The following is a 21,246-nucleotide window of genomic DNA, read 5'->3' as shown; positions in this document are numbered from 1 at the left end:
GCGCTGCCCGACAACGCCGCGCCGATCCGGGAGCCCTTCGCGCTGGACGTGCCGGTCGACGAGATGCTCACGCCGGGCACACCGCCCGAGGCCCAGCGCATCCGGAGCCGCCCGCGGATCACCATGGACAGTCCCGTCGGCCCCCGGCAACGGGACTTCGCGCAGACCCTGCTGGCCGACAGCACGTTCACCTGGATCGGCGGGGTCAAGGAACGCCGCACCGCCGCCGAGGCCGCGCTGGCCGCCGCCGCCGGGGGCGACGCGGTGCTGGGCCGCCGCGGGACGGAGGACGGCCGCGCGCTGGAAGCCGTCCTGGCCCCGCAGCGGGTGTCCAACGACCGCGGGGTCACCGAACGCGGAATCGCCACGCCCGAGCAGGTGCACAAGCGGCGCTGGCGGGACCGGAGGGGCACCGTCGTGTCCACGCTGGGCCTCTACGACCTGAGGGTCGTCGACGTGCGGCACTCGCCGTCCACCGAGCGGGCCCGCAGCGAGGTCGTCTACGGCGGCTACCTGGCCTCCGGCTCCTCCTCGAACGCCCGGGGCGCCCAGGCCCGCGGGGGATTCGAGGTGAACGACTCGTCGCTGACCGCCCAGGAGCTGGAACGGTCCTCGCGGTACCCGACGGGGTCGGGCGGGATCTACGGCGGCTACCAGGTCGGCGCCCGCGAGACCGAGGCCCGGGCGACCCTCGGCGCGCGGGAGACGTTCAACGACGGGTCCGGCGGCAGGTCGTTCGTCGTGAAGGCCCGTGGCGTGGTCACCCATCGGGCGACGTCCTGGGAGAGCAACCAGCTCCTCGACACCGTGCACACCCCCACCCGCCGGACGGCGACCCGCTACGTCGACCTGCCCGACCACGTGTTCCTCTCCGTCGGAGAGGAACAGATGCGGGCGTGGGGGCTGCTCCCGGCGGAGGAGAACCGCCCGCACCAGGCCCCGGTGGACCTGCAGGTGCCGCCGACGCTGCGCGGTGACGACCCCGTCGGCGGGCTGGGCTGGCCGACCGACGACGGGCTGCGTGCCCCCCTGGGGGACATCGAGCGGCAGCTCCGGAGGCACTTCGCGGGCCGGCTCGACGCCGAGGACGTCGCGCTGATCGCCGAGCGCCTCACCGATCCGCAGCGGGGTGTCTCCGCAGCCGACCTGAAGGGGCTGCACAGCAGCCTCGGCGGGGACGGGGTGCCGCTCGCCGCCTCCCGGCGGGGCTTCTTCGTCCACCACGACCTGTCCGCGCACCTGTCGTTCGTGCCGGACACCGCGCCGGGCGCCACCCGCGTCGAGCAGGTCGTCCACGACGGACACGCGCCCAAGGTCGAGCAGTACCTCGCCGACCAGGTGTCGTCGACGTCGGCGCACACCTCCGGACCGGTCGCGCAGGTCGGCGGCGCACTCGGCGGCCGCGGCGGCAGCGGGGGCGAGGACCCGTACTACGGCGGCGGCTCCGGTGGGCTGGGTGCGTCCTCGTCGCGGACCGACACGCACACCGACACCACGGCCGACACCGTCCGCGGGTGGCGCTTCCTCGGCTACGACGGGCCCACCGCGATCATCGGGCAGACCGGTCGCCTCGCGCTGACCGTCGCCCGCGACGGCGAGACCATCCCCGGGCCGACGTCGGCGCCGTTCACGCTCCGGCACCGCGTACCCGCGGCCTTCCTGTCCTCGCTGCCGGACCTTCCGCAGCCGCCGCCGGACCAGACCCGCCCCGCCGCCCCCGGCGGTGACGCGCCGCGGATCGACCCGGACACGACGATGGGCACCGTCCGCACTGACGGCGTCGCGATCAGCCGCGCTGTGCAGGACCACCTCGCGACGGTGGACGTGCCGGACGCGTTCCGCCGGCCCGGCGAACCGGGCCGCCACCAGCTCGACGTGCTGTTCTCGCCCGAGCACCTGGACTCCTGGATCCCGTCGATGCTGAAGGGCCCGGCGACGTTCCCGCCGGTCGTGCACCCCACGCAGGTGGGGGTGACGCTGACCCCGCGGATCTCGGTGACCCCGTCGTCCCTGCACACCGACGGGGTGTCCGCTGCGCTGACCCTCGGCGCCGAGTCCAACCTCCACATCGGGAACCAGACCGCCTCGTCGCAGAGCCACTCCGGTGACGTCGTCGGCTCGGTCATCGGCGAGGGCCGTGACGTCGGCAGCAGCCGCGGTGACGCGCGCGCCGAGGGTGCGGCGGGCGCCGCGACCAGCAACCGCGGCGGTCAGGCCCCGTTGGCCGCCCGCGAGCACGAGACGAAGCTCGGTGATCCCGTCCGGCTGCTCGGCGGCCGGTTCGAGTACCGGGTCGACCTGGAGCTGAACCGGCCGGGCCGGGCGCCGCAGACGTTCACGGTGCCGACGGTGACCGGCCGCGGGATGCAGCTCTTCCTGGCCGAACGGCACGCCGCGGACCTGCTCGGCCCGATGCCCGAGACGGTGCGCACCGCGATGGAGCAGGAGAAGGCCCGCGCCGGGGAGTGGCGGACCGCCGACGCCGCCCTGGTGGAGCTGCAGCGTCGCAACGACCAGCTGTGGCTCGACGCCGGTCCCCGCGGTCGCGCGACCCTCGCCCGGGACCGAGCCACCGAGATCGCGGCGATCGACGCCGACCGCCGGGCCGCCGCCACCCGGTTCGAGGAGGCGGCCCGGGCCTGGGCACGGGCCAAGACCGACCTCGACCGCCGCGTCCGTGAATGGGTGAGCCCCGGTACCGGCCGCGACGATGCCGTCCCGCCCCCGCCCGTGCGTCCGGCCCCGCCACCCCCTCCGGACCGCCCGGCCCCGCCGGTCCCTGCGCCGGCCCGGGACGTCCCGCCGCCCGCACCGACACGTGCTGCCCCTCCGCCGCCGAGCGATGCGCCGCCGCCCCCGGCCGTGCCGCACCCGTCGGTGCCCGAGGTGCCCACCGACGCCCAGGCCGCGGCGATCGGCCGGGCCCTGCAGGTCTACGACCGCCCGTCCGGCCCGGACGAGGTGCGCGAGGCGTACACGCAGTGGCGCGGGCGCGGCGAGCCGATGCCGCGCGGCGGCGACTGGTCGCTGGCCGCGGCCGTCGCGAACCCGGACCGGGCCGGCGACGGACCCGGGGCCCACGCGATCGGTGTGGAGGCGGAGTTCCTGCGCCACCGGCTGGTCAACCTCGAGGAGTACGTCTCCTCCGGCGACGAGCTCGCCGGCTCCGCGGCGCTGACCGCGGTGGCCGAGATCGGCCCGGCGGGGATGACGCTGGAGCTGATCACCGAGCCGGCTCGCCTCCTCGACGGCGACGTCGACCGGATCCCCGTCGAGGAGAGCACGGCGGCCCTGGACGGGGTGCTGAACCGGCTGGCGGCCATGACCGGGTCCACGCCGCTCTCCACCATCTTCCCCTCGCCCGAGTACCGGCTCTCGCCCGATGCCGACGGCGTCCGGGTCGAACCGACGACGGGGGGCGTCGGCGTGGCGGTGTCGCCCCACTACACCGCCGGGACCGCCGTCGCGGGTCTCGCCGACCTGCTGACGTGGTTGTCCGGTCGTCCGGCAGCGGTCGACGTGTTCCCGGCCCGCGCGGCGCGCCTGCACCTGGCGGACGGGTTGGACCTGGGACGGCGGCTGGCCGAGGAGATGGCGACGGACCCGGCGTTCGCCGGTCGGGCGCCGCACACCTGGGCCGCGACCCGGGCGGCCGTGCACGGCACCGTCGCCGCGCTGTACCTGCAGTTCGCGGCCATGGCACAGCATCTGCACGCCAATGCCGGGGTGTCGCTGACCAAGAACTTCTCCGCGTTCAACCTGCGGCACTTCCCCGACCACGTCGTCGAGGGGACCGGCCCGGAGGGCGCGGCCTGGCTGCGCCGCCACTCGGCCACGGTGATGGACCGGTTCGCCTCGACGTTCCGTGCGGTGGACACGGGCGAGGGGCGCGGTGACCCCGACGCCGGCCTGCTCGACCGACGGCTCCCGCCACGCTGGAGAGACGACACCGAGCGGAGCACCGCGACCCTGCGCGACTGGTTGTACGGCGGGTTCGGCGACGACCCGCACCGGCGCCGGGTGGGTCCCGACGAGGCACTGGGCATCCACACGGTGCTGCCGGAGCTCGACCACAACCGCGCCGCGAACGGCACCCCCCGCCTGGACCCGCCCGCCGCCGTCGGGGAGATGCGCCAGGAGGGGCCGCGCTCCCTGCACGTCGGCGGGTCGCCCTTCGCCGGCCGCCAGGACGTGCTGACCGGCATCCGTGAGATCGGTGCGGCGAGCCGGAACGCCTACGCCGCGGCGGAGGCACTGCGCGTACAGGAGACGATCGAGGCGACGCCGTTCGCCGCCCCGGGGACCTGGGCCCGTGCCGTGCGCGGCGAGAGCCTCGGCGCCGGGGTCGCCGCCCACGAGACCTGGCGGGGGAGGCCGACGGTCTCCCCAGGCACCGACCCCACCCGGGTCCCGGCGGCCGTCGCCGAGGTCGAGAACGCCTTCGGTGCCCGGCTGGCCCCGGTCGGGGACGGGCCGGCGGCGTTCACCACCGTCGTCGACCGGGTCCGCCACGCCGGCCACGGGGCCGACGCGATCGTCCACGCCTATCCGGCGGCAGCCGACCCCCGTCGTTCCTACGGCCGCGACGAGTGGGTCGGGCCGGTGCGCCGTGTCTGGAACCTGGTCAACCACGAGGGCACCGTCTGGATCGTCGACCCGCGGACCGGTACGGCCGCCGTCGCCGGTCCCGACTCGATCCCGCGGACCGGCCGGGTGTTCGCCGTGGGCGCCGATCCGGATGCGGCCCCGATCCGGTTCGCCTCCGACGACGCGTCCGGGGCCGCTGCGAGCTCCCCGGGAGCGGGGGCCCGCCCCGAGACCGGCCCGCCCGGCGACGGCCCGGACACCACGACCGGGCCGCCCGCCCCCACCCGGTCGTGGCGGCCGGGCCCGTTGTGGCACACGGACGGGACCACGGCCGCCGCCCCGCAGCTGCCGGACCCGCTGCTGCCCGCGCAGTGGGAGGCACGCCGCGGCGACGCGCCGTCCGGGACCGCGCACACCGAGCTCGTCCGCGTGCTGCGGCAGCCGGACGGCACCCTGACCCCGCAGGGCAACCCGGTGACCGTCGACGTACGCCGGATCGAGGTCGAGCCGGGACGCTGGGTGCGCGAGCTGACCCTGCCGCTGCACCTGGTCGGGGACCCCGCACACGTCGCCCGCGCCACGGACCTGGCCGCACAGGCGCTGCGCGAGCACGTCGACGGCCGCTACGAGCTGCCCGGCGGCGACCAGCTGCACCTGCGCATCGAGCCGTCCACGCGTGCCGACGCGAACCGCGTCCTGGTGACCTCCGAACCGGACTACACCGGGGCGAACTCGACGTCGCTGCACTGGCGGCTGGAGCACCTCGAGCGCGGCGACGACCCCGCACTCGCGGTCGGCCGCACGTTCCACGAGCTGCTGCACCGCGTGGGTCTGCCCGACCGTTACCGGGTCCCCGGTGCCGTCCTCGGCGGGGCCGTCGACGCGACCGGCGTGATGGGCACGGACTGGCGCAGCACGCTGCTCACCGACGCCGACCTGGCCCGGATCGACCAGGTCGCGCGCCAGGCCCCCACCCACGATCTGCCGCTGCCGGGGTCCAGGAGCGCCGCACCGCCGGTCGCGGGGAGCCCGGCAGCGCGCCGCGGTCCCGACGGGGAACCGATCGCGCCGGACTCCTTCGACTGGGGCCCGGTCCCGTCCGGCGACCGCGACAGCACACCCGGCTCGGAGCACCCGTACGACTCCGCGTACGACACCGACTCCGCGTACGACACCGACTCCGCGTACGACACCGACACCGCTCACGGGCCCGACGACGCGACCCGGCTCACCGTCGCGTTCGGCGAGGGTGACCACCGCGTGGACCCGACCGGGCGGGTCGCCGTGCAGGCCGCCACCGACCGGTGGATCGACGACGTCGTCGCGGCCCGCAACGAGGGCCGTCCCACTCCCGCCCTGACGGTGACCGGGCACGGCAACGGCTCCCGGTCGGCGTCCCGGGCGTGGGCCGACCGCACCGCTGCGGAGCGGACCGGCCTCGACCGGGCCCGCGCGGTCGAGGCGATCGCCCGGGCCCGCCTGCGCGCACGGATCGCCGACGGCGGGACCGACGGGCTCGCGGAGCGCGACTTCCGGATCGTCGCCACCGGGACGGTGCGGCCGCCGTCGCCCGGGGCGTCCCCGGCCGAGCACCGCGTCGCGGTGCTGGGACACGACACCTCCGACGTCACCGCCGTGGACTCGGTGCACGACGTGCCGTTCCGCAGCGGCGCCACCCGCCTGGACGCCGCCGCCCGACGCGAGCTGCAGAGCATCGCCGAACAGGTCCGCGAACGGGCCCGCCTGGCCCGCGCCCTGGGGCTGCCGCCGCCCCGCCTACAGCTCGTCGGCGACGGCATCGGACACCACGCCGACCGGCTCCTCGGCGCCGTGCGCCGGCAGCTGGGCGACGCCGACACCGACCGGGCGGGCCGCCCGCGCGACGACGTCGCGCACCGTCGCGCCACCGGCCACGCCCGCGCCACCGCGGCCGCCGTGTACCTGCGCGGCCTGCTCGCCGACGTCGAGGGCGGGGTCCGGGTCACCGCCCGGTCCGCCGTCGACGCGCCCGACGGCGTCGTCCCGCCCCCGTCGCGCGGGGTGCAGGCGCTCGTCGACCAGCCGGTCCGGCGCACCGTGATGGGCGACCCGCAGGGGCGTCACCTCGCCGACGTCCCGCGCCGGGTGCACGTCCCCCTGCTGAACGGCCGGCTCGACTCCCGGAGCCTGCGGTCGCTGGCCGCGTGGGCGCAGCGGACCGGTGACCCCGCCGCCGTGCACGTCTGGACCGACGCGGGACGACTCACCGAGACCGCGCGGGTCAGCCTGGACCGACGCGGGTTCACCGTCCGCGACGTCGCCACCGAGTTCCCCGCCGGAACCCGCGCCTCGGACCGCATCCTCAGCCGCCTGCTCACCGACGACCTCGACCGGGCCGGCGCCGACGTCGCCGTCGCCGTCCTGCACCGCGACGGGGGCATCTGGGCCGAGCCCGGTGTCCTCCCGGACACCCTGGAGCCGCTGCCGGAGGTGATGCCGCTGATGCCCCGCGGTCTCACCGACGGCGAGCCGCTGTTCCCCCTGCTCACCCGCCCCGACGACGGCTCGGGAACGCCGCCCACCGGGTTGATGGTCGCCCCGCCCGGGTCCCCGTTCCTCGGTGCGCTGCTGGGCTCCCCGCGCCTGGCCGAGGACGGCTTCGTCGCCGGCCGTCTGCACGGGTACCTGGAGACCCGGGGTCTGGTGGACCTCGACGCGCCCCGCGACCCGAACGCGGTGCGCGCGCTGCGCGACGACCTGGAGTCGGGCCGCTACCGGTTCGACGACGACGTCCTGGCCCCCTGGACGGGCCCGGACCCCGGCCCCCGGCGCGGCGCCGGGCCCGCCGGGACGGGATCGGCGACCCGCACCGCCGGCCCGGGGCCCGACCGGCTGCTGCGTGTGCGGACCGTCGGGGCCGACCAGCGCCGCGCCGTCGCCGAGCTGATCGACGAGATGGTCCCCGGCCGCCACCGCCGTCGGGAACCGGCGGTGGCCGAGCAGCTCGACGAGATGCTGCGTGCCCGGCCGGAGGCGCTGCACAGCGGCCTGCCGTTCGACGTCCGGGTCGGGGGCCGCGTCTTCGAGGCCGTCGTCGCGATCGACCAGGACCCGGCCCGGCCCGGCCCGGTCCGCGGCCCCGACGCCCCGGCCGCGACCGACGGCACCGAGCAGATCCGCCGGGGCACCGCCACCTACGTCGAGGGCCTCGCCCACACCTCCGGCCTGTCGGTCCCGGTGGTCGGCACCGGCGGCTCCATCACCGGCTTCGGTGGCGGCGGGGTCACCCTCGGCGGCAGCGACACCGTGCACCACCGCACACGCAAGACCGTGAACGTCGACATCGGCTACGACGGCAAGCACCCCCCGGCCGGCGACGTCCCGGTGCGGTTCACCGTGACGCTGCGCGACGACACCGGGGCCCTCGTCGGACCGGGCCCACGTACCCTCGCCGGCACCGCGAGCGGCTGGTTCGACACCGCCGACCGCCGGTCCGGCGGGCGCGTCCCCGCCCGGCTCGACGGCACCGCCGGCCCCGCACTGTCCAACGCCACGGTCCTCGACATCCGCACCCCCGGCGTCGACGCAGCACTGGCCCGGCTGGCCGGCCAGCTCCCTCCGGAGCTGGTCAGGCCCGGGACGCCGGGACACAACCGGCTTGCCCACTTCCTGTCCGACAACACCCTCACCCACCACTTCCAGCGGCTGACCGGCGGCTGGATGAAGTCCGACGAGCTGAGCGTGGGCGGTGGCCGGTCGGCGTACGTCATGGCCCGGCTGGTCCCCAGGGCCGGGTCGTGGCGCGGCCCGATCGCCGGCAAGACGACGCTGTCCCAGCGCATCGACTGGGGCGTCGAGTCCGGCCGCAGCCGGGGCCGCGGTGTGTCCGGTGAGCTGCGCGGCGGCTGGCGGGTCGCCCCGAAGTTCCTGTTCCTGAACCTGGGTCCCTATGTCGGTGCGGGCTGGAGCCACCGCCGCGGGTGGTCCGCCAACCACATCAGCGCCTCCCGGCGCAACGTCGACCAGACCCGCCTGCAGGCCTTCGACGTCGACTTCGACCTGGAGATGAAGGTCGCCTGGGGTTCGACGAGCGAGACCGCCCCGCCGGTGCGGGTGCCGGTCGAGACGCTGCTCGCCGACGACCCGCACAACGCCCGCGACGCGGGTCTCCCGGTGCCCGACGAGATCCGCGACGCCCCCCGCTCGGCCCGCACCGACACCCTGCCGCCCTACCTCGCTGCGGGCCGCGGCATCGGTCGCGCCCACGTGCACTCCCTCGGCGACGCCCCGGCCCGGCTGCGGGAGCGGATCGAGCGGATCGCCGCCTCCGAGGAGGGCGGCATGGCCTCGCTGGTCGACCACGACGGGGCACACCGCACCGCGTCGAAGGCCGGCACCGTCGAGGGCTTCGGCGAGAGCTGGCGGATGCTCGACCACCAGACCACCCACGCCGTCCTCGGTGCGACGGCGGACCAGCTCCACGACGGCGGCGTGCACCTGCTGTTCGCCCGGGACGGCGTGCGGCACACCGAGTATCTGCACGTCCGCGTCGACGCGGAGATGTCCGGCGTCGTCGACGAGGGACCGCGGGCCGGCGTCGCCGCGAAGAGCAGCGCCGGCCACCGCACGGAGTCCACGGCGAGCGCGGCCAGCGCGTTCGACGCCGGCTTCGGCGCCCGGTTCGGCCTGAGCTTCGACGTCGGCCCGATGTACCTGGGCGGGACGGCCCGTGCCGGCTACGCCCACGGCGGCGACGCCGGGAACGCGGTCGGCACCGTCACCGGCCGGCGCAGCGTCGGAGGCCCCGGCGGCGACGCGCACCGCGTCACCGGACTCAACACCTACCGCGTCACGGCGGAGAGGTTCTCCGTCACCAACGCGTTCGGCCGGGTCACCGGCATCGGCCGGCCGGGCCTGCAGGCCGTCGAACGGACCCCGGTGCCCGACGTCGCCGAGCCGCCCGTCGCCGAGCCGTTCGCCCTCGACGTGCCGAAGGAGGAGATGCTGCAGCCGGGGACGCCGTCGCGTCTGCAGCGCGTCCCGATGCCGGGCGCACCGACGGCGACCCCGATCGGACGGAACAGGACCAACCTCGCCCCGACCCTGCGACCCGACACGATCCTCACCTGGGTCGGCGGGGCGGCCGCCCGCCGCGCGGCGATGGAGCAGGCCTTCGACGCCACGACCGGGGCCGGGGTGCTCGCCCGGTCCGGCACCGACGACGGCCGCGCCCTCGACATGACCTTCGGCCCGGAGCGGATCGCCAACGACCGCACCGTGACGCAGAAGGGGATCGGGACACCGGTCTTCGTGCACAAGGGTCGCCTGTTCGACCAGCGCGGCACGGGGGAGGGCGAGCTGATGCTGTTCCGCCCGCGGATCCTGTCGGTGGACCACGCACCACCCGTCGACCGCTCCCGCAGCGAGGTCGTCTTCAGCGGTGGCCTGGCGTCGGGCAGCAGCAACCGCACGCACACCGTCACCGGGACCGCAGGCGTCGAGGCCAACGACACGGCGCTGACGGCACAGGACATCGCCGCCGCGAACGGGCACCCGACCGGATCGGGGGGCGTGCACGGCGGCTACCGGGCGTCGCACCGGGCGGGCCGCTCGCGCGGTACGTCGGGGGCCAGCGAGACGTTCCACGACCTGGGCAGCAGCCGTTCCTACGTCGTCGTGATGGACGGGGTGTTCAAGGCGACGGCGCGCACGACGGCCACCAACCGGGCGCTGGACCTGTTCCGCACGCCCACCGAGCGGACCGCGACCCGCTACGTGAACCTGCCCCGGCAGGTCTACGTGTCCGCGGGTGAGGCACAGCTGCGGGACTGGGGCCTGCTGCCCCCGGAGCTGCCGCGTCCGGACACGGCCGACGTGCCGCTGCAGGTGCCGTCGCGGCTGCGCGCCGCGTCGCCGGTGGGCGGCCTCGGCTGGGCCATGGACGAGGGCGTCGCCGGACCCCTCGCCGACCTGGCGGCGAAGATCCCCGCGCACTTCGACGGGGTGCTGTCGGAGGCCGACATCCGCACCGTGACCGAGCGGTTCACCGATCCGCAGCGCGGGTTCACCGCCTCGGACCTGAAGGGCATGCAGGACAGCCTGGCCGGCAACGGCCTGACCTTCACCGGCTCCCGCGGCGGTGTGGTCGGCCACCACGACCTGACCGGGACCCTGCGGTTCGTGCCCGACCCGGCGCCGGACGCCGCGCGGGTGGAGCGGGTCGTCCACGACGGGCACGCACCCAAGGTCGAGCAGTACCTCAGCGACCAGCGGATGAGTGTGACCGCGGTGTCGTCCGGGCCGAGCGCCGACATCGGTGGCAGCGCGGGGGGCCGGGAGGGCTCCGTCGACGGGAGCCCGCACTACGGCGGTGGGCTCGCCGCCGGGGGCGCATCCTGGTCGTCGACGAGCCACCGCCCCGACGCGACGGCCCACACCTACCGCGGCTGGCGCTGGCTGGGGTCCGACGGCCCGACCGCGATCCTCGGCCGCGACGGACATCTGGAGCTGTCGGTGTCCCGGGACGGGACGACCACCCCGTCGCTGGCCTCGGTGCCGTTCACCCTGCGTCAGCGGGTCCCGGCGTCGTTCCTGTCCACCCTGCCCGACCCTGCGGTCCCGCCGCCGAACCAGATGCGTCCGGCGGCGGCGGTCGACCCGGAGACCGTCCTCGGCAACATCCGCGGCGACGCGCAGCGCGCCCGGACCGCGTTGCAGCAGGCGTTGCGGGCCGCGGACGTCCCTCGGGCCTGGACGGCCCCGGGGGCGCCCGCCCACCACGCCCTCGACGCGATGTTCACCCCCGAGTACCTCGACCCCTGGATCCCGCTGCTGCTGGACGGCCCGACCGACCTGCCGCCGGTCGCGCACCCGAGCCTGCCCGGCTCCACGCTGACGCCGCGGCTGCGCATCGTGCCCGAGTCGCTGCACACCGAGGCCGTGTCGGCCCAGCTCGGGGTCGGTGCGGAGTCCAACTCCATGACCTCGACGGTCGCCGGTCCCTACAGCGAGGTCTCCAGCGGTGTCCGGAGTGGCCTGGTCGGGGACGGCCGTACCGTCGACGAGTCCCGCGGCGACCTGCGCGGCGACGCCCAGGGACAGTCGTCGGCCAGCAACCGGTCCATGCAGCTCCCACTGACCGGACGCGAGCACGAGACCAAGCTCGGCGGCTCGGTCCGCATCCTCGGCGGCTCCTACCGCTACGAGGTCGGGGCGGTCCTCACCCGGCCCGGTCGCGCCGACCTGGACATCACGGGCACGGTCCGGGGCGGGGACCTGCGCCTGTTCATCGGCGAACGCGACGCCGAGGCGCTGCTGGGGCCGATGCCGGCCGAGGTGCGTGCCGCGATGACCGACGAGAAGGTGCGCGCCGACGCCTGGCGCGCCGCCGACACGGAGCTCGTCGCGGTCCAGCACCGCTACGACGAGCTCTGGCTGGACACGCCCGCGGAGGACCGCCGTCGGCTGGAGAGCCTGCGTGGTGAGGCGACCGGCCGCATCGCGACCGACCTCCGCGTGGCCGGCGAACGCTACGCCGACGCCGCCCGCGAGTGGGCCGAGGCCAAGACCGAGCTGGACCGCCGCACCGCCCAGTGGGTGCAGCAGCGTCCGGTGGCGCCCGCGCCGCTGCCGCCCCGCGCGCGGCGGCTGGGCACGATCCCCGAGGACGACGAGCCCCCGGCGCCCACCCGGTCGGGGAGGAGCACGGCCCCGGGAGACCCCGGGACGGTCGTGCACCAGCCCTTCCGGGCACCGGAGACGCCGACGCGACCGCAGATGGACGCCATCCGCGTCGCCCTGGACGGCCGTGGGCTGCGCTCCAGCCGGGACGACTCGTTCGAGATCTACCAGCGCTGGCGCGAGCAGGGCCTCCCGGTACCGCCGTCGCCGACCGAGCTGGCCCGCGCCGCGGTCGAGCACGCCGACCGCAACGGCCACACCGCCGAGGGACGTCTCGCCGCCGCGATCACCGACCGGGACGGTCGGCCGCAGCCGTTCGTGACGCCGGACCGCTGGGCACACCTGCTGCAGGGCGACCCCGCGGACGCCGCCGTGGCCGTCGTGGAGACCTGGCACGGGACTCCCCGGCTACCCGACTCGGACCACGGCCGCGTGGCGGAAGACGTCGTCGCCGCGGGACTCGGCACCGAGCTGACCACCGTCGGGGTGGGCGCGGACGCGTGGGCCGCGGTGTCCGCGGCCGTCCGGGGCGCGGGACACGGCGCCTCGGCCGTCGTGGAAGCCGCCCGGGAGACCGGCCGGGGACCGCGCACGGTTCCCGCCATCTGGGTGCTGCTCCAGGACGGGGACACCCAGTGGCTCGTCGATCCGCGGGCCGGTACCGCGACGCGGGTCGGGCCGGACGGTCTGCCCGCCGTCCGCGAGGTGCGCGCCGCCGCGGTCACCGGCGGTCGGGCGCCGCTGCCGCTGCCCAGCCACTCGGCCGTGCCGGAGACCGCGCCGACCCCGGAGCCGACCCCGGAGCCGACCCCTCGGCCGGAGCCCGCCGTCGCGGACCCCGCGGCGGACCGGTCCGGCCCCGCCGGGTCCTCCTTGCCCCAGGGGGATCGCCCCGGCGACCCGACCGAACCCGGTGGGTCCGGAACGCAGAGCCCGACCGTGCCGCCGTTCGTCGTCCTCGATCCCGGCGCGGTGGGCTCCGCCACGACGACGTCGTCGGCGCCCCGGACGGTGGACGACCTGGCCTGGACCTACTCCGGATCCCGTCCCACCGCCGCCGCCGAGCTGCACGAGGCCTGGCACGGGCAGCCGCACGCCCCGCGCGAGGAGCCGTCCGGGCCCGTCGGTACCCGTCGGATTCTGGAACGGACCTTCGGCGCTCCGTGGACCGCGGTCGGCACCGGTCCGGCCGCGCTCGGCGCGGTCATCGACACCGTCCGGGCCGCCGGGCCGGGCGCCGACGCGGTGGTCTGGGGCGCGTTCGAGCGCGACCCCGCCGTTCCACCGACCGGAGAGGGACACCCCCGGCTGATCGGGCCGACCCACTGGAACCTGCTCAACGACGGCGGCACGGTGCAGCTCGTCGAGCTGCGCACCGGCGACGTCGTCCCGGCCACCGCCGACCACCTGAGCTACCTGGGCCGGGTCGAGGCGGTCGGGACCGGCGCCGACGGCGTGCCGTTGGTCTTCCCCCGGACAGACCACCGGTCCGTTCCGCGGCCCCCGTTCGCCGACGACCCGACGGCCGTGTTCGGGCTGCACGAGCCGATCTGGCGACAGCTGCGGGGATCCGGTCTCGACGGGTACCTGGCGGTGCACGATCTCTGGTGGGGCCGCCCCCGCGCCACGCCGGACTCTGGCGCGACGCCCGCACCGGCCGCGACCCCCGATCCGGTCGGCACCCGGGCTCCGACCGAGAGCGACCGGGGTCGGAGGAACGTCCGGGACGAGATCGAGCGGACGTTCGGGTTCCCGCCGGTCGAGATCGGCACCGGCCCGGACGCGTGGGCCCGGTTCGCCGACGCGCTGCACGGCGGTGGCCACGGCGGCTCCGGGCTGGTCCGGATCGAGCACCCCGGCGACGGGCGCGTCGAGACGCTCTCCCTGCTGCAGGTCGAGGGTGACGTGCTCGTACTGACTCCGTCCGACGGCGGCGTCGTCCTCGCCGAGCACGTCGTCGTCCCCGACGATGCGCGCCTCACGGCGGTAGGGGTCACCAGCACGGGCGACCGTGTGCGGGCCGTCCCGGCCGACGAGCCGGAACCGTTCGTGCCCGGGCCATCGGTGCCCGAGGCGCCCCCCGTGGACGCGGTTCCGGCCGCCCGCTCCGGGCGCGCGGAGCCGCTGCACCGCACCGGCCCCCGGTGGCAGCAGGGGCACGAGCCTGCGGCGGACTCCGAGCAGCTGCACCGCCGCGACGTCGTCTGGGACGCCCAGCGGGCCGCGGCACCGGTGACCCTCGTGCGGGCCGACGCCATCACGGTGCTCCCGCCCGGTGAACGGGACGTCGGCATCTCCCGGTTCGCCGACCTCGCGCCGGTGGAGGTGCGCCGCTACGAGGTGTTCCCCGGGCACTTCGTCCGTGAGCTCACCGCCGCAGTGCGGCTGGTGGGTGGCCCGGCCGCGGTCGCCGAGGCCACTGCGTTGGCCGTCGAACAGCTGGAGCTGCTCAACTACCGCTACCGGCTTCCCGGCGGGGACCAGCTGCACCTGAGTCTCGATCTCTCGCCCACCCGCCCCGAGCATCAGGTCGTCGTGGTGGAGGACGTGCCGTGGGTTCGCGGGCAGTCGCCCACGTCGCACCAGGAGCGCTGGCAGCTGGACCAGATCCGCAGCCTGAAGGCGATGGGGTCCGCCGTCGCGGCGCACGAGCTCTCCCACGTGTTCGGCCTGCCGGACAGGTACGGCCCGCACGGGAACGCCGCGGCCGTCGGCGGGACCGTCACGTACGGCGCCTTGATGGGCCCCGACGGCATCCTGGTGTACACCGAGGCCGATCTGGCACGCCTCGACGCCCTGTTCGGCGGGCCACAGCTGCCGAGCAGGCCGCTTCCGTCGGTCACCACGCCGACGGCCCGGGATCGGCTGGTGCCGGGCAACCACCAGTGGGCAGCGATCCAGAACGTGCTGAGGGAGCTGGGTCTCCCCGTCGTCCGGGACGATCGTCCGGAGCCGACCGCCCCGGACCACCCGACCGCGTCCGGCGATGCCGCGGCGACCGCGCGGGACCGCGCGGCGTACCACGGGAACGAGGCCTACCGCACGGCGTTGCTGGACGCCTACGACGCGTGGCGGCGGCGGACCTCTCCGTTCCCCTTCGACGTCGACACGCTCGCCCGGGCGACCGTCTCACTGGCCGAGATGCGCAACCTGGTGCGCGATCTGCTCCCGTTCACCACCGACCGGACGGACCGGTTCGCGCTGCATCGTGGGGCGTGGGAGGAGTTGGCGGGCAGCGGTCTCGACGGGCACCTGGCGCTGCACGACCTGTGGCGTGGACGCCCACGGGAGGTCGTCGCCGAGCCCGCCGCGGATGCGGTCGAGCAGACGTTCGGCGCCCCGCTGGCGGAGATCGGCACCGGCGTCGCCGCCTGGGTGCAGGTCCACAACGGCCTGGTCCACGGCGGTGACGGCAGCTCGGCGCTGGTCCGGATGCATGACCCGGCCACGGGACGGACCGAGACGGTGTCGATGATCCACAGCCGGGGAGCCGTGGTCGTGCTGACTCCGTCCGACGGCGGCGTCGTCGCCGCGGTGCGGCGGGAGCCGGGCGCCGGCGTGGTCGTCTCGGCCGTCGCGACGGGCCGCGACGGCAACCTGCTGCGACTGCACGATCCCGCGCCGGCCGACGGCGTATCCACCGACGGCGTATCCACCGACGTCGTGCCCACCGACGTCGTGCCCACCGACGTCGTGCCCACCGACGCCGCCCCGGAACCCACCCCCGCACCCGAAGCTGCTCCCACGCCCGAGCCGGCCTACGCCCCCGCCCCGGGCAACACCCTGGCCCCAGCGACCCAGAGCGGTCCGACCACGGGCGTCGACCACGTCGTCACGGTGGCCGCCGCACTGTTGCCGCGCCCGCCCGCCGACAACGATCTCGCCTCTCTGCGGCACGCCGTCCGGGACGACGTGGGTGCCCTGCTCGACGGCCGCATCGTGCGGGTCGGCCGGGAGAAGGTCCTCGTCACCGTGGCCCCGGACTGGTCGGCGGCGACCCCGGTCCACGGTGGCTCACCCGAGCCCGCAGGCGCGTCCCGTGAGTCCCACCGGGGCTCCTCGGCGGCGACGTCGTCGTCGCGGTCGCCGATGACCCGTTGGTTCCTCTTCGTCCCGGCGGTCCCCGGTCTGTTCGGCCTCGGTGGGGTGACCCTGCCGACCGGGGCGTCGACGCACCGCACGGCCGTCCGCTCGGAGTCCGAGCAGGTCGCGATCTCGGTGACGCTGCCCGAGCGGCCCGAGGGCGGCACCGGGTTCCGGGGCATGCGTACGGTCGAGGTGCCGCTGCGCTTCAGCCTCACCAGGGTCGACGCCGCAGGCGACCCGATCGGCCCGACGACGACGGTCGGGGACCGTCCCGGTGACCCCCGGGTCTCGGCCGGGATGACCGTGCCTGTCGGGCTCCGCAGCACCGGGACGACGGTGCCGCTGCCGCCGACCCTGCCTCCGTCGTTGGTGGAGGGCGCGCACCTGGACTCCTCGACGCCCGGACGGCACCAGCGGACGGCACTGCCCGCCACCCCGGAGCGGACGCCGGACGTGGCGCGACAGCTGGCCGAGCACATCGGGTCGGCGAACCCCCACACCCTGCGTGCGCTGCGGACGGCGCTGAGCGCGGACGGCCTCGCCTCGCAGCTGCCACGGATGGCGGTCGGCCCGCGCCAGGCCGGCAGCGGCGCCGGCTGGGTGGACTCGGTGTCGTTGCTCCCCAAGAGCAACCCGCTGCTCTCGCTGTTCAGCTCGCACGGCCGCAGGCTCCAGCTGCGGGCGGTCGCCCGGGAGGTCGAGTACCTGGAGACCATCGAGGGAGCGAGCTGGTCCACCACGACGAAGGGCGCCGCGACGGCCGCCGGCGGCACCCGGGCGAGCCGGGCGGGCGAGGGCTCACTCGGGGCCGGAGCGGGCGTCGACGTCGGCCTGGTCACCGCGGCGGCCGGTCCGCTCGGGGCGGGCGGCCGCTCGGCCGAGACCTCCCACGCCCACGACCGCACGACCACCCACGAGTCGACGCAGGACCGGACGGGCCCGGTCGTGCGCTACCGCACGGTCTACGACCTGGAGGCCCGCCTCCCGGGCCAGGCGCCGATCACCTTCGACCGTGCGCTCACCGCGCAGCACTGGACAACCCCGGAGGAGGCGGCCGGCACCGGCGTCCTCCCCACGGCGGACGGCCTCCCGGGAGGCCCGTCGGCGTCTCCCGAGCCGCAGGCGACGAGCGAGAAGCTCGCCGCGATCATGCGGGACTCGGTGGCGTTGCTGCCGGGCCACCACCGGTGGTCGTGGCGGGACTCGACCTTCGCCACCTCTTTCGACGACACCCGGCTGAGCGGCGGGATCTCCGACCGCCACGAGCGCGAACTCGGCCGCACGGACGCGGTCGAGGCGGCGGTGTCGGCGGACCGGCTGCCCCGCATCACCCCGGACCTGCTCGTGGACGGGCCGCTCACCGTCGAGCTCACCCCCGAACCCGGCCGCGGCCACGACTACCACGTCGCGCTGCGGGTCTCGGCCCGGCTCGACGGCGAGCTGGTCGACCTGGGCCCCGCCCCGGAGCGCCCCTCGACCACGCGGATCGGCGAGACCGGTAGCGGCGAGCACACCGCGAAGCGGGGCTGGTCGGTCACCGGGGGAGTCGTCGGCCGGGTGTACTCGCAGCTTGCCGGGAACCTCGCACTGGCCACCTTCTACAGCAAGCTCGGGTACCACCGTTCCACCTCGACGACGATCAGGCACACCACCGGGTCCGACGTCGGGGGGGCCCGCGGCCCCCGGCTCGACGCCGACGGCGCGCCGGTGCCCGAGCCCCTGCACCGGTACCGGGCCCGGGTCGAGTACACCGTCACCGGGCACCACTGGTCCCGGCCCAACGCCCTGGTCCGGGGGGTCACCGTCGGCGGTTCCGGCCTCGGGGTCCCGACCCGTCAGGACCTGACCATCGTCGATCCCGGAGCCGCGGAGGCCGGACGTGCGCCGGGGACGGTCGTCGCCGACGTCGTGCTCGAACTGCCCGCCGGGTCCGATGCCGCCGCCGTGCGCGCCGAGCTGGAGCGCACCGTCGTACCGACCGACCGCACCGCCCTCCCCGGGATCGCGCTGAACGGGGACCCGGCGCTGCGCCGGGGCACGTCCCGCGAGCTCGACGGGATCCGGCTGCTGTCGGTGCACGGCCTCGAACACGTCCGGACCTCGGTGCGCGACCAGACCGTCGACGCCTCCGGTGACCCGGCCCTCGGGTTCGCCGACGGAGCGAACTCCGGCCTGATCGACACCGCGCTCTCGCAGAGCGCGCTGCGCGGCGACCCGCACCTGTTCTCCCGGCCGGTGCACCTGGACGGGCTCGGCTGGGCGCGTCGCCGGGCCGACACCCAGGCAGCGGCGGCGGTCTCGTTCTCCCTCCGCGAACCTCAGGTGCTGGACACGGTGTGGGAGCAGCCCTCGGGGGCGATCACCGGCGGCAGCGTCCTGGCCCGCGAGGCCGGGAGCGGCTGGTCGCTGACGAACTCGATCGAACCGGCGTACCTCGCCACGGGCGACCCGGGCGCCATCGGTGGCGGTGCCGGCAACGCGATCGGCCTGTTCCTCGGCGAGATCGGCCTGTGGGGTGGCTCGCAGTCCTTCCGGGACGGGGAGAGTGCTGCCGCGCAGACCACACGCACGATCTCCGGTGAGCCCCGGGCACTGCACCTGATCCGGGCCGACCTGGGCTCCACCGTCGCCGCCGAGGCGAGCCGCCGGGGCAACCTCGACCGATGGGAGGTGTTCGGGCGGTCCCCGGTGGGACGCTCCGCGGAGCGCTTCACGCTGCCGGGAGCAGTGCACGCCCTGGTGACGGACGAGCAGCTCCACGCGATCCGGACCCTGCAGGCGGAGGAGGACGCCCTCCGCGCCGCGGAGACCGGACCGCCCCGCCTGCCGGAGCTGGTCCTGGACCACACCCCCGGCGGGTCGATCCTGGCCGCCTCGTCGCGTCCGGCGGTCGAACCGGTGCCCGAGGGGCGGTCGCTGCCGGCGCCGGACCGGGTGGGCGGCGTCCTGCAGCCGGTCGACCTCAGCGACACTCTCCCGCTGCTGCGCGAGCAGCTGGTGCACCGGCTCGGGCCGGAGCGGGCCGAACGACTGCTCTCGTCCTCGGCCGTGACGACCCCGCACGACGGCCACCGCGAGGCGCACACCCTGCTGTCGGCCCTGCAGGGCTCGTTGCGTGACGCGATGGCCGACGGGGTGGGTATCGCGCTGAGGTTGGAGGACCGGCTCAGCGGCCGGACCTACGACCTGCGCGTCGGAGCCGAGCTGCTCGCACCGCCCGAGCCGCTGGGCGTGACCCACGGCGAGCTCACGACGACGACGGTCTCCACGTTCACCCGGACCGCCGCGCGCACCCTGCGCCGGGTCCTGGCCGAGGTCATCATGACCGTGGTGCCGGGCGGGATGTTCGTCCCCTCGACCGAGGCGGGTACCGCTCGACATGGTGCCCCGTACCTCGCGGCCGGTCTGGGGCTGGCCTACGTCGGGGAGTGGCTGGCCCAGACCCGGCAGACGGTCGAGGAGTGGGCGACGGCCCGGCAATCCTCGGAGACGGCGTCGGGGGTCCTGGCGGCACACCGTGCAGAGGTCCTGTTCGACGTGCGGATCGAGCGGCACGGTGAGCGGATCGCCGCTGCCCCCGCGGTCCGGACGGTCGAGCTCCGGTCCCTGGTCGAGGACACGCCGGCCGGTCGTATGCCGCAGGCCCACCGGCAGGTCCCGGCCTCGCGGACCACGATCCGGTCGGCGGACGAGGCCCGGCCGGACGCGCTGGCGGCCTGGCGGTCCGCGGACGCGGCCGCGCTGCCCGCCGATCCCGCCCGTGCCCGGGCCGTCGACTTCGCCGGCGACACCGGCGACCTCGTCCGGGCCGCCGAGCAGGCCGTCCGTGAGGGCGGCGGGACGGTCACCGCGGCGACCACCCGTGCCCTGCAGGCGGACCTGACCCCGAGCCGGTTGACGGCCTCGGCCCGCGAACAGCTCGAGCACGGGATGCCCCTGGTCGTCCCCACCAGCTCCGGCTTCGACCTGACCCTGCACGCCGTGCTCCCCGACACCGGCGAGCTGGTGGGGGCCAGCGACCGCATCCGGCTGGGTGGCTCCACCGCCCGGACCGGCGCGGAGCACGTCGAGTACGGGTCCGCCAGCGAGCACCTCGTCGGTGCCATGCCCGTCGTGTCCGGCGGGGTCCCGCACCCGCCCGAGTCGAACACCTACTCCGAGGGGCGGCAGCCGTTCGGCCAGGCCTCGGGCTGGGCGCTGGGCCTGGAGCCGCTGGGCGCGGCCGGGGCCGAGCACGAGCAGCGCGGCGCGACCTCCTCGGGCGGCACCGAACGCCCCGCACGCGGGCCGGGTGACGTGAGCCCGATCAGCACCCTCCACACGCACGGGACCCGGTTCAGGGTGGTCGCCGAGCCCCGGTCCGTGCCGCTCGGCTCCGGCCGGCGGACCGGCGTCGTCGACGTCGACCTCGACCAGGGGTACGTGGTCCGGCGCACCGACCGCGGCGAGAGCCTGCCCGCCGCGCTCGTGGACGCGGTGCACCAGCTGGGTGTCAGGGACCGGGAGTGGGGCCGGGCCCGGTCGGAGCTGCGGGCCGCGGAGAGGGGCACCGGGGCCGATGCCGCCGCGAACGACCAGTCGGCCGCCGCGGAGCGCGAGCGGGCCGCCGCCGAGGCCTGGTGGTCGGCCAAGGGGAACTACGACGCCGAGCTGGCCCGGACCGGCACCCGTTCCGACAGCCCCCTCCCAATGCGAGGGGACCCCCCGCGTGACCCCGCCCCCGCCGACGGTCCTGGCGTGCCACCCGGCCCCGCGGTCCCGCCGGCTCACGAGAGCCGGGTCTCCGAGGCGGTTCCGAGCTGGGACGTCGACGGCGACGTGTCCACTCGCGAGCCCGTCCGGTCGGCCCACGAGGACGACGCCGTCCGGGCCGGGCACAGCGGTCAGTCCGCCCGGACACCCCCGACGCCGTAG

The 21,246-nt window shown here is 76.2% G+C and carries 1 protein-coding gene (only partly in view); it reads left to right on the top strand.

The window, feature by feature from the left end:
* Positions 1 to 21,246, top strand: partial view of a toxin glutamine deamidase domain-containing protein gene (locus tag Ae717Ps2_RS21035; RefSeq protein WP_075333804.1) — the 3' portion only. 8,547 nt of this gene lie to the left of the window's left edge; only the last 21,246 of its 29,793 coding nucleotides appear in the window; its start codon lies beyond the left edge, outside the window; the stop codon is at positions 21,244 to 21,246.

It is taken from the genome of Pseudonocardia sp. Ae717_Ps2, assembly GCF_001932475.1.
GTDB lineage: Bacteria > Actinomycetota > Actinomycetes > Mycobacteriales > Pseudonocardiaceae > Pseudonocardia.
This window is presented reverse-complemented; position numbering and strand designations above follow the sequence as displayed.